The sequence below is a fragment of the Paenibacillus sp. BIC5C1 genome (assembly GCF_032399705.1).
GTDB lineage: Bacteria > Bacillota > Bacilli > Paenibacillales > Paenibacillaceae > Paenibacillus > Paenibacillus taichungensis_A.
Map to the genome: position 1 here is coordinate 4692591 of NZ_CP135922.1, position 14413 is coordinate 4707003.

17 protein-coding genes are annotated in these 14413 nt (G+C 47.1%); 5 read left to right on the forward strand and 12 right to left on the reverse strand.

Features of this window, described 5'->3' with window-relative positions; translation table 11 throughout:
- Positions 1-8 precede the first annotated feature (8 nt).
- The 3 genes from spoIIM to RS891_RS20900 form a co-directional block, all read right to left on the reverse strand.
- Positions 9-638 (reverse strand): stage II sporulation protein M, encoded by a 630-nt coding sequence (gene spoIIM, locus RS891_RS20890; protein WP_113054026.1) that lies wholly within the window; start codon positions 636-638, stop codon positions 9-11.
- Between the two features lie 187 nt (positions 639-825).
- Entirely contained in the window at positions 826-2046 is a 1221-nt protein-coding gene (locus tag RS891_RS20895) for an endonuclease Q family protein (RefSeq protein ID WP_315793074.1), read from the reverse strand.
- Positions 2046-2621, reverse strand: a complete 576-nt coding sequence (locus RS891_RS20900; protein ID WP_113054025.1) for an NUDIX domain-containing protein — start codon at positions 2619-2621, stop codon at positions 2046-2048. The genes RS891_RS20895 and RS891_RS20900 overlap by 1 nt, the downstream gene beginning before the upstream one ends.
- Positions 2622-2742: 121 nt before the next feature.
- Between RS891_RS20900 and RS891_RS20905 the strand changes: the two genes are divergently transcribed.
- Positions 2743-2877, forward strand: coding sequence for a Z-ring formation inhibitor MciZ (locus tag RS891_RS20905; RefSeq protein ID WP_090810664.1), 135 nt, complete (start codon positions 2743-2745; stop codon positions 2875-2877).
- Positions 2878-3003: 126 nt separating this feature from the next.
- Here the strand turns inward: RS891_RS20905 and RS891_RS20910 are convergent, their stop codons facing one another.
- Positions 3004-4137 carry a tripeptidase T gene (locus RS891_RS20910; RefSeq protein ID WP_315793075.1) on the reverse strand — a complete coding sequence of 378 codons (1134 nt, stop codon included), beginning with the start codon at positions 4135-4137 and terminating at the stop codon, positions 3004-3006.
- 81 nt (positions 4138-4218) lie between these two features.
- On the opposite strand from RS891_RS20910, the gene prli42 reads away from it, so the two are divergent.
- Entirely contained in the window at positions 4219-4320 is a 102-nt protein-coding gene (prli42, locus tag RS891_RS20915; protein WP_090810668.1) for a stressosome-associated protein Prli42, read from the forward strand.
- A 27-nt stretch (positions 4321-4347) separates the two neighbouring features.
- Here the strand turns inward: prli42 and lipB are convergent, their stop codons facing one another.
- The 5 genes from lipB to lpdA all read right to left on the reverse strand — a co-directional run bounded on the left by lipB (position 4348) and on the right by lpdA (position 10306).
- Positions 4348-5055, reverse strand: a complete 708-nt coding sequence (gene lipB / locus RS891_RS20920) for a lipoyl(octanoyl) transferase LipB (RefSeq protein ID WP_113054023.1) — start codon at positions 5053-5055, stop codon at positions 4348-4350.
- Positions 5056-5221: 166 nt separating this feature from the next.
- Complete coding sequence (locus RS891_RS20925; protein WP_315793076.1) at positions 5222-6676, reverse strand: dihydrolipoamide acetyltransferase family protein; 1455 nt, start codon at positions 6674-6676, stop codon at positions 5222-5224.
- A gap of 48 nt (positions 6677-6724) precedes the next feature.
- Positions 6725-7711, reverse strand: coding sequence for an alpha-ketoacid dehydrogenase subunit beta (locus RS891_RS20930; protein WP_024630968.1), 987 nt, complete (start codon positions 7709-7711; stop codon positions 6725-6727).
- 2 nt (positions 7712-7713) lie between these two features.
- Positions 7714-8742, reverse strand: a complete 1029-nt coding sequence (locus RS891_RS20935) for a thiamine pyrophosphate-dependent dehydrogenase E1 component subunit alpha (protein WP_315793077.1) — start codon at positions 8740-8742, stop codon at positions 7714-7716.
- Between the two features lie 139 nt (positions 8743-8881).
- Complete coding sequence (lpdA, locus tag RS891_RS20940; protein WP_315793078.1) at positions 8882-10306, reverse strand: dihydrolipoyl dehydrogenase; 1425 nt, start codon at positions 10304-10306, stop codon at positions 8882-8884.
- Positions 10307-10550: 244 nt separating this feature from the next.
- Here lpdA and RS891_RS20945 point away from each other — a divergent pair, with 244 nt between their 5' ends.
- Entirely contained in the window at positions 10551-10874 is a 324-nt protein-coding gene (locus RS891_RS20945; RefSeq protein ID WP_064636780.1) for a DUF2627 domain-containing protein, read from the forward strand.
- A 185-nt stretch (positions 10875-11059) separates the two neighbouring features.
- Positions 11060-11407, forward strand: coding sequence for a potassium channel family protein (locus RS891_RS20950; protein WP_024630972.1), 348 nt, complete (start codon positions 11060-11062; stop codon positions 11405-11407).
- A gap of 8 nt (positions 11408-11415) precedes the next feature.
- On the opposite strand, the gene RS891_RS20955 is transcribed toward RS891_RS20950, so the two are convergent.
- The gene (locus RS891_RS20955) at positions 11416-11628 is read right to left on the reverse strand and encodes a hypothetical protein (protein WP_315793079.1); all 213 of its coding nucleotides are present in this window, start codon (positions 11626-11628) and stop codon (positions 11416-11418) included.
- A gap of 184 nt (positions 11629-11812) precedes the next feature.
- On the opposite strand from RS891_RS20955, the gene RS891_RS20960 reads away from it, so the two are divergent.
- Entirely contained in the window at positions 11813-12406 is a 594-nt protein-coding gene (locus RS891_RS20960; protein ID WP_113054018.1) for a thymidine kinase, read from the forward strand.
- Between the two features lie 221 nt (positions 12407-12627).
- Here the strand turns inward: RS891_RS20960 and RS891_RS20965 are convergent, their stop codons facing one another.
- Positions 12628-13104 carry a hypothetical protein gene (locus RS891_RS20965; protein ID WP_024630975.1) on the reverse strand — a complete coding sequence of 159 codons (477 nt, stop codon included), beginning with the start codon at positions 13102-13104 and terminating at the stop codon, positions 12628-12630.
- 538 nt (positions 13105-13642) lie between these two features.
- The gene (locus RS891_RS20970) at positions 13643-14287 is read right to left on the reverse strand and encodes a hypothetical protein (RefSeq protein WP_113054017.1); all 645 of its coding nucleotides are present in this window, start codon (positions 14285-14287) and stop codon (positions 13643-13645) included.
- Positions 14288-14413 lie beyond the last annotated feature (126 nt).

The window sequence follows — 14413 nt, forward strand, 5'->3', positions numbered from 1 at the left end:
GCGCAAAGCTAAGCTGGTAGCAGCATCGGTGTGACCCAGCGCATCATCGCAGGTGTAACCCATGTTTCAAATGACGCAACCCCTAACAGCAGTGCTGCCATAACGAGAGTTAACACGATATATGAAGCAAAAGGTTTCTGACGACCTGGTGTCCGCTGCATCAGAACACGGTTCCGAATAATGTATAACGAAAAGGTCATAGCCGACACACTGCAAATGAGCAGCACCGGAATCACGAATAAATTATGAGGCGCAACGGAAACCAGGGCAAACAACAGCCCTTTCCATGAATACTGTCCAACAAGGTACCCCACGGTAAAACCAATGAGCACACCTTTCAGAAAATCCAGAACCAATATGCCCGGCAGACCGATGACCGATAAGCCCAGAATGAAGATCAGACCAACCCACTTTAAGTGAAGCATGGCAATGTCCCAATAGGTTCCGGTCTCAATCACTTGTCCGCTGTGCTGTACCGTCATGAAGAAGTTACCGAGGTATCCCTCCAGATCCTGGCGCTGTTCAAGGGATAGGGCATTAACCATCAGGGCGCCAAAAATGACACCCACCAGGAACAAGACAGCCACAAATACATATAAAGAGGTTTGGCCTTTGAATGTGAAGTAGGCAGAACGCATACAGGTACGGGTCCCCTTTCCGGTTATCATGCTGCAAGGATAACGAGTGAAATCCTCATAGTCATTCTTATGAACCGGAAAGCACACGTATGACTTCTTGTCCAGATTCCAATTCCTTCTCCATGACAAAATGCCATTCCCGCACCAAATGGTGCTTACTCACTTTACGAACCTGCCGTAAACTCCTTTACTCTACTCTTTCCTTGTTGGACACTTTTCCGTAAGTGCCTCCACCACCAGATGACAATTCCAGTTGGCCATTCCGCGCAGCAACGATAAGACCTGCAAGTACCTGTCCAACGACCTCTGCAAGTTCATCCTCGCTTGTACGATGTAATACGTTCATTTCGGTACCAAAACGATCCAGCAGCTGGTGCAATTTGGCTTTCCCCAAACCCGGGATGAATTCCAATGGTACCTGATAGTGATAAGCAGGTCGGTTTGCTGGAACATGCGGACTCTCCCGATCCGCGATTGCCAGTATGCGATCGAGCACACCTTGCACAAGTTTCACACTGCCACAGTATGGACAACGTTCTGCCGACATCGCTTGCTCATCCATAATGCTTCCACAAGATGCACAATAGGTACGGTGGTATTTGCCAAGTCTTGGATTCAAACCGTAATTGGCTGTAATGCTTCTGCCTGCCTTTCCTTTAAGTGCCATATTGAATTCGTCAAAGGAAGGCTTCTCGAGTTGTAACTGGTTGTATTCACGTCCAATCTTGCCCAGAGAATGAGCGTCCGAGTTAGTTAGAAAAGGAACTTGATCCAGTTCCCGAATATAGCTGGCCATGGATGAATCGGAGCTTAGCCCAAGCTCAACCGCATCGATCAGGCTAGTATCCAGCACATCGGCCATACGAGGGGCTGTGCTTCCGTATATGCCTTTATGCGGTGTGAACGCATGCGCTGGCACAATAAGCCCACCACGCGCCTTTATCTCGGCCTGCATCTCAAGTGCGGGTACATATACCCGCTGTGAGCTCAGGTTTACATTTTTCATATTACGTTTCATCCAGTCCGTGAAGGACTTCATGGTTTTCAGATCACGGAAGTAGGCCAGCATATGAAACTCCCGCATTCCTGGCTCACGCAGCTCCAATTCCGTACCCAGCAGGATGGTTGTATCCTGATACGCAATACCCCCTCCCTCCAGCTCGGACATCGTGCCGTTCTCAAGCAGCTGTTCGATGTCCAGCTGTACAACCGGAGAGTGACAATCAATGACACCGAGTAGATGAATTCCTTTGCGATCCGAGGCTTCTTTAGCAATGTTCTCGAATGTCAAATCACGGCTGCCACTGATTTTAACTGCTTCACCGCGCGAAGTTCGTCCAATGTGAATATGGAGATCTGCATAACAAGGCTCCCACCCTGCAGACGCTGCCTGCTGCTCATTCATCATTAAAACCGTCCTGTCGTTCTGTAAAGATCCCATGCATACACAGCCATCATCGTTTTGGCATCACTGATCCGATTCTGATCCATCAACTGATAAGCCTCTTCAATTGTAATCTCGGACACTTCAAGAAATTCATCTTCGTCCAAAGCCATGTCCCCTGCTTCGAGCTCCTCAGCGATGTACAGATGGATGATCTCATCCGCGAATCCCGGCGAAGTGTAAAACGAACGCAGATGCCGCAGTGATTTGGCTACATAACCGGTTTCTTCGCGCAATTCACGCGCTGCTGCCACTTCAGGTTCTTCTCCTGGGTCCAGTTTGCCTGCCGGAATCTCAACTTCGGTACGTCCCATGGCCTGACGATACTGATCAACGACCAGCATACGATCGCCATTCAGCGCGAGGACAGCTACTGCTCCAGGGTGACGGATGATCTCACGGGTAGCGGTCTGACCGTTAGGCAGCTTGACCGTGTCGACTTGAAGGGAAATAACTTTACCCTCGAAGATGGGCTTTGTCGATATCGTCTCTTCGTCAAGTTTTGGATTGGCAGGATGCTTATGATTGATTGAATTCATCTGTTCTTCAACTCCACTTCTTCGAATTTTGGTTCTCTTTATACGTATAAAGCTCTGTTTTTTGGCATATGGTGAGCTTATAGCGATTTCAAACAAATATAACAAATCAGGGGGACAACCAATGAACAGTTATTTAACACCGCAATCCGTACACGTGGTCGGACAAGCCAGACAAGTCCAGCTCATACTCAAACAATGGGTGCGTGAGTGGGGTCCAGATGCCAAATTAATCGATATGCTCGCTGGACGTAAATGATACTGTTCTTGGTCTGCAATACCCATGAAATATAACATGGTTTTGCCAAAAAGTCCGAACTCGGTTTGTACCGGATTCGGACTTTTCAGTTGAAGAACGGGGGAGTTTCACCCTCAGTCTCTTTGATTATTTTTTACTCGCAGCCGTTTCCTGAATAATAGCTACAACCACTTCAGATAGTTTCACAATATCCTCGGCTCGGATGCGTTCTTTCGTCGTATGGATGTCTTCATAGCCTACAGCCAGGTTGACCGTGGGTATGTTGAACCCATTAAAGATGTTGGCATCACTGCCACCACCGGATGCAAACGTGCTAGTCTCCAGCCCCAGGCTCCGAATGGCACGCTGTGCAAGCTGAACAACCTCATGTTCATCATGGAAGCCAAATGCAGGATACAGGATCTCACTGCGGAATTCAGCGGTTGCACCGTATTTGCGGCATGTCGTTTCCAATGCTTCACGCATCTGGGCCACTTGAAGTTCTACCTTCTCCTGCACAATACTGCGTGCCTCAGCCTCAATCTGCACAAAATCGCAGACGACGTTCAGTGCTGATCCGCCCTGGAATTTGCCGATGTTCGCCGTAGTCTCATCATCAATTCGTCCCAGCTTCATCGCTGCAATGGCTTTGGCCGCCACTTGGATGGCACTGATGCCGTCTTCCGGATTCACGCCCGCATGTGCGGATTTCCCATAGATCTTCATCTGAATTTCAGCTCTGGCTGGAGCAGCCACACAGATAGTACCCACGGCTCCGTTGGAATCCAGGGCATAACCGAACTCGGCTTCAATATCCTTCGGATTCATTGCACGTGCACCAACCAGACCCGACTCTTCACCTACGGTAATCACAAATTGAATTTTTCCATGTGGAAGGTTGTTCTCTTGAATAGCTCGAATCGCTTCAAACAAAGCGGCGATCCCCGCTTTGTCATCTGCACCCAGAATTGTCGTGCCGTCACTGCGAATCCAGCCATCTTCACCCAGCTCAGGTTTAATTCCTTGTCCAGGAGTTACGGTATCCATATGACATGTAAAAAAGATTGGTGATGCTTCTTCCGCACCCTCGGCTTCCCAGGTAATTACGAGATTACCCGCACCATGTCCGGTTTTCTCCATAGTGTCGTCCTCATATACGCTAAGGCCCAGCTGAGTAAACTGCTCTTTTAGCACTTTTGATATATTTTGTTCATGGGTTGTTTCACTATCAATCTGCACCAGTTCCATAAACTGATCAATAACACGTTGCTGTTTTATCATAGGACTTTCCTACCTTTCGTGGATACGGTACAATACAATTACTATGGTCTGTTTATTTATTTGTTGAAAGGAGTTCTCTTCATGCAAAAAAAGAAATGGTTCCGCATCATTATCTATCTCATGCTGCTCGCCATGATTGGGTCCACCCTTTTCATTGCGCTCGAACCTTTATTGTTCGGATAGAAACATGAAGCCTTTTGACTGTCTGATTTACAGACGGGGAAGGGCTTCTTTTTCTGTAATCCAGGTAATCTCATACGGAAAAATCCGATTAAAATATGGAACGATATCCTGCGCAACCTGCTCTACAGTGAAGGTCTTGCCTGTTATATCCTCCAACGAGGTCACACCATACTGCTCAATCCCGCAAGGAACAATCCCCTGAAAGCCTGCGTGCTGAATGCCAGAAGTGATATTAAAAGCAAATCCGTGACTCGTCACGAAGCCGCGCCGATGTTTACACCGATTGAACTTTACGCCGATGGCGGCAATTTTCAAATCTCCGATCCATACACCTGTGTAAGATTCTTTACGTCCCGCTTCAATACCCTGATCAGCCAGGTAATCAATAATCATCTGCTCCAGACAACGTAAATAGCCATGTAAATCCAAGGCTTCATCCCGCCCAAGAACAAGTAACGGGTAACCTACCAACTGGCCAGGGCCATGATAAGTAATATCACCGCCACGGTCAATTTGAAACAAGGAGATGCCTTGCTCCCGCAGCTCGTCTTCACTAAGAAGCAGATGCTCCGGGTGATTCTGTGAACCGATCGTATACGTCGGCGGATGCTGGAGCAACAGCATCTGTTCAGCGCCTTCTCCCTCATCCAGTTGCTGCACAATCGCTTTCTGGCGGTTCCAAGCCTCTTCATAATCAAGCATCGGTATGTACACAACATCCAGCGGCTTGCTCATGATTCCCCCACACCCTTCTGTTTCAATGTTCATTGTATAATGATGAGCATTCTAATGAAGAAAACGGGAAAAGTGCACGGCCATTGGCACATACACTTTCCCATTATCCATCTATTTAGCGCTTGGCATCATTAGTAACTCATTGAAATGATGCAATTGCTCTTTCTTAATACACGTTCGATTCCATGGTATATCCTTCAAGATTCTCTTTTACACGTTGCAGGAAACGTCCACTAATGACTCCATCCAGAATACGATGATCCAAGGATAGACAAAGGTTCGCCATGGAACGGACAGCAATCATGTCATTAATGACCACAGGTTTCTTGACGATCGACTCAAATGTAAGAATCGCCGCCTGCGGGTAGTTAATGATAGGTTGCGACAGAATCGACCCAAATGATCCGGTATTGTTAACCGTGAATGTACCGCCCTGCATATGATCCAGCTTCAATGTGCCTTCACGAGTTTTGCGTGCCAGCTCATCAATTTCACGAGCCAGGCCAGCGATGTTGCGCTGATCCGCATGTTTAATTACGGGTGTCAGTACAGAGTCTTCTGTACCTACTGCCATCGACAGGTTGATATCCCGTTTGACAATAATTTTGTCAACAGCCCAGACGGAGTTCATGATTGGGTAGTCTTTAATGGCATTGACGACACCCTTCATCATGAAGGACAGGTACGTCAGATTGATACCTTCTTTGCGCTTGAACTCATCCTTAAGTTTGTTGCGCAGCATCACCAGGTTCGTCACGTCTACTTCAATCATCGTCCACGCGTGAGGAATTTCCGATACACTTTGACGCATATTACGAGCAATGGCATTACGAACTGGAGTAACGTCGATGAAGTATTCGGATCTTCCTTGTCCGCCACCCTCTACTTCGATTTGCGGAATTTTCGGACTTTCGGTCAGATGTATGCCGGAATGTCTTACAGGAACGCCTGCGTCGGCTGCTGGAACTGTTTCTCCCGCCGATGCGCCCAAGTCTGCATTCCCCCGATTCAATCCGCTGAAAGGAGAACCTGAAGTTACTCCCGAAGAGGCATGCTGTCCTGCTACAGTAGAAGACTGTGCAGACGCTGCGCCCGTGTTTCCACCTTGTGCAATCACTGCCAGTACATCCTTACGTGTAATCCGTCCACCTGCTCCAGTGCCCTGAATGCTCTGCAAGTTCAGACCATGTTCCGCTGCAAGGGATTGAACCGCAGGAGAATAGCGGTTACGCATCGGCTGATTGGGATCATGACCTGTTGTACCCGCTGCACCAGCAGCAGGTACATAGTTCGCACTTTGTTGTGCATGAACATGATCACCTTTCTGTTGCTGCGAAGCTTGTGTTACTTGTTCTGCTGCTTCCGAATCAGAAGCAGCTACCTGCATGCGGCAGATGGCTTCGCCAACCGCAATGGTCGTACCTTCTTCGACCAACAGGTCACCCATAATTCCATCAACAGTTGATGGAATCTCAGCGTTGACTTTATCCGTAATCACTTCACAGATCGGTTCGTATTGTTCAACCCGGTCACCCGGTTTTTTCAACCATTTGGCAATGGTAGCCGAGACCAGCGATTCCGCCAGCTGCGGCATAATGACCTCGATCCATTTCATACTCATTGGTTATATCACTCCAAACTTTGCTTTTAAACTATCTCACTACACGACTTAATACTCGGCGAGTGTACGCATCGCTTCCTTGGCTTTGTCCTTGCTCAGCATATAGAATTTCTCCAATGTTGGGCTAATCGGCATTGCCGGTACATCCGGTCCGCAGAGACGCTGAATCGGAGCATCCAGTTCGAACAGACATTCTTCACTGATGATAGCTGCAACTTCCGCTCCTACACCACCGGTTTTATTATCTTCATGCACAATCAGCACTTTGCCTGTCAGACGAGCCGATGCAATGATGGCTTCGCGATCAAGTGGCTGCAAAGTACGCAGATCCAGTACATGGGCAGTAATACCTTCCTCACGCTCCAGCTCTTCGGCAGCCTGCATGACAAAATGAAGTGGCTGGCTATACCCGATAACCGTAATATCTGCTCCTTCGCGTAGCACGTTGGCTTTACCAATCGGAACGATGTAATCATCTTCTGGCACATCTTCCTTGATCAGCTTGTAGCATTTTTTATTTTCAAAAAAGAGAACCGGGTCCGGGTCACGAATGGCTGCTTTGAGCAATCCCTTCGCATCGTATGCCGAGTATGGAGCTATAATTTTCAGACCTGGTGTGCCAAAAAAAATCGATTCCGGACATTGGGAGTGATACAGGCCTCCAAAAATACCGCCGCCAATCGGCGCACGAATAACAATCGGACAACTCCAGTCATTGTTGGAGCGATAGCGAATTTTGGCCGCTTCACTAATAATCTGATTTGTTGCAGGCAGCATGAAATCCGAATATTGCATCTCGGCAATAGGTTTCATACCGTACATCGCAGCGCCAATGGCTACACCTGCAATGGCTGATTCGGACAAAGGTGTGTCCATGACACGCATTTCGCCGAACTGATCCTGCAACCCTTTGGTTGTAGTGAACACGCCACCTTTGACTCCGACATCTTCACCAAGGATAAAGACATTTTCATCCCGTTCCATCTCTTCTTTCATCGCGAGACGGATTGCATCAATATATTCCATAACCGCCATGATTACCGTCCCCCTTCTTCGCTGTCCGCATAAACGTGCGTCAAAGTGTCCTCAGGTTTCGGATATGGCGCGTTGTCTGCATATTCAGTCGCTTCTTTCATTTCCAGCGCAAGCTGGGAAGCCAGATCCGCATCCCGGGCTTCATCCCAGATGCCGCATTCGATCAAATAGTTCTTCATGCGAAGCACGCCGTCCTTCTTCCAATTCTCTTCAACCTCTTCCTTGGTCCGGTATGCCAGATCATTATCGGAAGTGGAGTGTGGAGACAAACGATACATCATCGCTTCAATAAGTGTAGGTCCTTCACCAGCGATTGCGCGGCGACGAGCTTCTTTGACTGCACCGTATACTTCCAGTGCATCATTTCCATCTACACGCAATCCGGGGAACCCGTAACCAAGTGCACGATCCGATATTTTACCACTCAGCTGCTTGTGAATTGGCACCGAAATGGCATACTGATTGTTCTCACACATAATGATCACAGGAAGTTTATGAACACCTGCAAAATTGGCACCTTCGTGGAAATCGCCCTGGTTGCTTGACCCTTCGCCAAAAGTTACAAAAGAAACGAATTCTTGCTTCTTCATCTTGGCAGCCAGTGCAAACCCGACAGCGTGCGGGACCTGTGTGGTAACCGGGCTGGAGCCCGTTACAATCCGCAGCTTTTTGTGACCGAAGTGACCCGGCATTTGCCGTCCGCCACTATTCGGATCTTCCGCCTTCGCAAAAGCAGACAGCATCAACTCACGTGGAGTCATGCCAACCGCCAGTACAAAACCATAATCGCGGTAATACGGTAAATAATAATCGTGATCCCGGTCCAGGCCGAATGCGGCGCCTACTTGCGCAGCTTCCTGTCCTACACCGGATACGTGAAAGTTAATTTTGCCGGCCCGCTGTAAGAGCAAGCAACGCTCGTCAAACTTGCGTGCGAGCAGCATGTATTTGTACATATCCAATACTTCACCATCGCTAAGTCCCAGCTGTTTATGCCGATGGACCGCGTCTGCAGTACCTTTTGAACTCATATGAGGTACCTCCTTTTAATCAGAGCCTATGCCCGTCTTACTACCCGATCTTATAACCTGGTACTAAGACTTGCCTTAACCTTATTATAATCCCATTTGCACAAAAAAGGAAAGGACCTTTCTCATAAGCCTGTCCGGATTACATTCCAATCGATTTTCCGTCTACTGCCAACATGGCTTCACCCATGATTTCCGATAAAGTAGGGTGAGGGTGGATCGTCTGTCCAACTTCCCAAGGTGTAGCATCCAGCATCTGAGCCAAAGAGGCCTCTGCGATCAGTTCCGTCACATGGGTACCGATCATATGTACTCCCAATATATCATTCGTCTTGGAATCCGCGATTACCTTCACAAATCCATCCCGACTTCCGTGAACCAATGATTTCCCAATCGCCTGGAATGGAAACTTGCCTGTCTTCACTTCATAACCACGCTCTTTGGCCTCATGCTCCGTGAATCCGATACTCGCTGCTTCCGGACGAGTATAGACACAGCGCGGAATTCGATGTGATTCGACGGCATGTACCGTTTCACCCGCCAGATGATTCACTGCCAAAATACCTTCATGGCTCGCTGCATGCGCCAGCTGTAATCCGCCGATGACATCGCCGATTGCATAAATATGTCCCTCACCCGTTTGCAAATGTTGATTCACAGCAATAAATCCGCGTTCGAGTTTGATATCCGTATTTTCGAGTCCGATATTTTCGACATTGGCCTGACGACCAACCGACACCAGCATCTTGTCTGCTTTCAGGGTCCCTTGCTTCTCATCCCCCAGCTTGACATCAATCCGAATACCGTCTTCCTGTATGCTATATGTCTCTGTCAGAACGCTGGCGCCTGTTAGGAAACGAACACCACGTTTCCCAAGCAATCTCTGCATTTCCTTGGCTACATCTTCATCCTCTGCCGGCAATACATGAGCAGCGGCTTCAACAACTGTAATTTCGACGCCAAAATCATTCAGCATGGAGGCCCATTCGAGGCCAATCACGCCACCACCCACAATGATCAGAGATGCCGGTAATTCGTCCATTCGCAAAGCCTCATCACTGCTCATGATGTATCGGCCGTCTGGCTCAAGACCTGGCAGTACCCGTGGGCGAGACCCGGTAGCAATAATGAGGTTGGTTGGCACAACCGTATCCATCTCGCCATCTTCAAACTCGACAGCCACTGCACCGCTCTGAGGGGAGAAAATGGAAGGTCCGATCACGCGCCCTTTGGCGTGTACGACCTGAATTTTATTTTTTTTCATTAAATACTGCACACCTTGATGAAGCTGCTCCACAATTGCATCCTTGCGCGCTTGAACCTTAGGAAATACAAGTGTTGCTCCAGTTGTTTCAATCCCATACATTTCGCTCTCTTGTATCTCAGCGTACACTTCTGCACTTCGCAGCAGAGCCTTGCTCGGAATACAACCACGATGCAGACAGGTGCCTCCCAGCTTATCCTTCTCAATAATAACAACCTGTTTTCCTAACTGTGCGGCACGGATGGCAGCAACGTACCCTCCCGTTCCTCCTCCAAGAATGGCAACATCACATGTAATTGGCATCTTTAATGTTCTCCTCTATCCATATAATTTCAATACAATTTCAATATATTTGTAAGATGATGATTCGAATGATTCTCTTTTTCATAGACGTTATCTATATTCCATTGTACTCCCCTTGAGCGGTCAACTCAAAATTTGACCCCGAAACGCATGGACAGCTTCTGAAAACCAAGCTATGATGGAATCAGGTATGACCTGTAAGCGCAACCTTTATTTTACGTCAACCTCAGGCAGAAGGAGTTTAATGGTGATGAATACTAGACTGATCTTTGCACGATTCGTGGCGATTATTGTTCTGGTCATTCCCGGGTTAATGGCAATGAAGGGTTTTCTAATGATGAAGGACGCCCTTTTCCTGTATTATGCCGAGCATGGGAACGAGCAGATCTCACCAGGATTTCAATGGCTCTCCTTTGGTGGAGGACTTGTCCTGTTCGCCGCAGGCATGAGTTTTCTGGGAGGTTGGATTCTGTTCCGTGACCGCAAGCGTAATTATGTAGGACCCCGTTTTCGTTCAAAAAGCGCACCCTCAGCCGACAAAGCAGAGACGCCCGGTACGACTTCCTGAGTCCGGGCTTTTTGTCATTTTTTCTGGCTCCGCAACATTTCAACATCCGAACCTTACATCTGCCTTTATATACGGTACTCAATCAGGTATAATGCTTATTTATTCAAACACGTATTTGCATAAATTCAGAGTTAGCATCTTGAATATGCACAATGCCCACTCTTCCATAGACAGGATGGTTCAACATGGTCTCGTTTATCATTACGCTAAAAAGATTGCTCAAAGGCATTTTCCATGCCTTCAAGGACCAGAAGTTCCTTGCTCTGTTTGTATTAACTGCGGCGACACTTCTCTCAGGCACGTTATTTTATACTCGCGTTGAAGGTCTGCACTGGATTGATGCCCTCTATTTCTGCGCAGTAACTCTAACCACGGTGGGACATCCGGATTTTGTACCATCGACCGGATTCGGCAAGGCATTTACGGTCATCTATATGTTTGCAGGCATCGGCCTCACCTTCGCCATGATTGCCAGAATTACCGCAGGTATTTTATTTCCCCGCAAATTGCAGACAGAAGAGAACCCGGAGTAGTCTCCGGGTTATTCGTATAATGCATCCCGCAGCTTGGTAGACATGCGCGACTCTTTGGAAGAGGACTTCAGAATCGTTCTGCGCAGCGTCAGATTACTGGTTTGCAGCCGCTCCGCTTCAGCGAACAAATCTGCAAATAACGCTAGTGCAGCTTCGTCAAGGTCTGACTGTCTTTTCAAACGTTCATATCGCTCATGTAACTCGGATAATGCTTCACTCATCGTTTACACCTCTTTTCAATCGCTCCTGACTTATGGACAGCACTGCCGTAACCAACAGCTTAACAATCCATATAGTAACACAAAGCTGCTCAGATTAGTTCTGGCTCTTACTAAAGATTTTGTGGTACTCTGTAATGGTCGCTTTTTTTTGTTGAATCCCGTATGTGAGAGGAGTAGCAGAACTGTGCAAACAGGACGAATTACCGTAATTACAGGACCTATGTTTAGTGAAAAATCCGGTGAACTCATTCGCCGTTGTCAAAAATTAATTCAATTTGGCCGTAAAAAGGTCGTTGCTTACAAACCTGCCGAAGATGATCGATTTGCACAAGACGAGATAGTTAGCCGTATCGGCTATCGTCTGCCTGCCCATTCCATTCCCCGGCAATTGACCCCGGAATCCGTAGAGATGATCCTGAATCAGACCAAAGATGCTGATGTTGTTGCGTTTGATGAAGTACAATTTTTCAGCAGTGCCATCATGGAACTGGTCTCGGAGCTTGCCTACTGTGGCAAACATGTCATTGTGGATGGCCTGAATATGGATTACCGTGGCAAGGAATTTGGATATGTAGGCGGTTTGCTCGCCATGGCGGATGACATTGAGAAATTGTCAGCATTCTGTGCCGTATGCGGAAGCCCGGATGCGGCTTTTACCCAGCGTATCGTTAATGGAGAGCCTGTGACGCTTGGACCTGTCGTCATGATTGGCGATTCAGAAGCTTATGAGCCGCGCTGTCGCTGCTGCTTCATTCCTCCTCACAAAGTTGAATGCTGAGCTGACTTAGCTTTTCCATAATCAATCTATAGGTTCTGATCGGCGGTATCTGCTGCTACAGGTTTCCTGAGATTTCAAAAAAAGCCCCTCAGGGCTTTTTTTATTAGTACTCCTTTACCAGCATACCCTTAACATACCTCTCCTTATCTCGGTTATTAGCTGTTTTTGTGCACACAAAAAAGCACCGCCTCACAGCGATGCTTCCCATTCGTCATCTCCCGCTAGTCCCGGGAAACAAAATATTTGTTGGTCATGTAGTAAGCGTCGCCACGCGACGTTTCTACCATTCCTTTTTTGGCATCCAAAAATACAATTTCTTTGCACTTGGTGCAGTACCATTTGGTGCGCTTATATGGGGATTCCGTAACATATGCCGTACCACATTTGCAATCAATCTTCATTAATAACTCGGTTGATTTATATGCGCTGGACAAGCGTTCCATGTTATCCTGCTGCTGTGTAGGCATAATTGTCTGCTGATAATCCGATAAATGATTCTGAACTTTAAAATCTGCTACCAATCCTGCATTCAATCCAAAAAACTCCTTGCCGATTTCGGTCACGAAGCGCTTCTCATTTCTGTAGCAATCCAGCCACTCAATAATCTGCTTATTTGACAGTGGAACCGTACCCTTGATACCGCTGTTTAAGGTGTAGGTCATGATGTATAAAGTATCGTCTTGTCTACCTGAGTACATTAGAATCCTCCTTCGAATACATTTGCTAATGTACTACAAAAACGCTCATAAATCAAAGCAATGTTATTTCCTGAGCGTATCTCTTCCTTATTAAATGGGTAACATTCCTCGATGTTCCGCCACGGATTTACAAGAACTGCATACACCTGCAACATTTCCCTGGGAAGTCGCATAATGCACGATGGACTTCACTTTTTTACTACAGATGGAACAATATTGCCTCCTTTCGCTTTTTGGAGTGTAATCGGATAGGTTTACTACGTTTGAGTTTGATTTGAACCTGCGCACAAAGTTCAGCCATTTCATCTCTTTCTCTCTCTTCCTGGTTTGCCTTCTAAGGGGTGAATTGCTTATGCTTGGGCAAAAATTGATCCTGCATTGGTTATGTATACGATTCCAAGTTGTGCATGACTATCTCATAATCTATTCGACGTTTTGAGCCTTTTTCCTGTTTTTGATCTCTACGCATACAAAAAAAACCGACAGAACCTTCCCTAACCTCTTGTAGAAGAAGGGAACTTCCGTCGGTTAACTAGCCTTATTTATAAAACGTTCCAAGTACCTCCAGCGCAGGTGAGCGCTCGATTCGAAACGGATAGATATATCCCTGATTCAGCTTCACAAATTTTCGACTCCACAGATCAAGTCCAGTTGTAAATTGGTACGCCTGATATATAAATTTGGAACAATAGTTTCGTTCAATGCTGCGCAGATTTGTCTGCAATCGGTAAAATTTCACCTGCTTGTAATGATCCTGCACCCACTGCGCTGCCTTTACACCAGCCTGATTCAAACGGGAACGAAACACAATGAAACGATCTCCCTCATAAAAGCGGGTGATGTACCAATCCAAGGAATCGGCAAACACAGGTCCATAAGGATGTACGTGATACACTTTACCGTCCAGTCCAATAATTCCCATATGCCCGGCGTAATAAGTCGATTCCGAACTTGGTGTATATAAAATATCTCCCGGCTCCAGCTTCATCTGGCCCAAAGCAGTAATAGGCAAATCCTGATGCAGTCTTTTGGCCGCTGAACGTGCGCGCCTTCCCTCCACCAATAGTCGGTGCATTTTTCCAGCAACAGCGAGATAGACTTCCGACCATTTGATCCGTTTTTTCTCAGTGCCTTTGAACCACCGATGAATGAATGTGGATATACGTTGAGATTCTTTTTTCATATTCTGCACTCCACTCTAATCTGTTTGACGTTTCTTGATGTTTTTCCCCACATATAAGGCTCATTATAGACAGTTGATGATTCATGTTCAATTCCGGTGCCTGTTCTATGTTGTGCAATTCGAGGA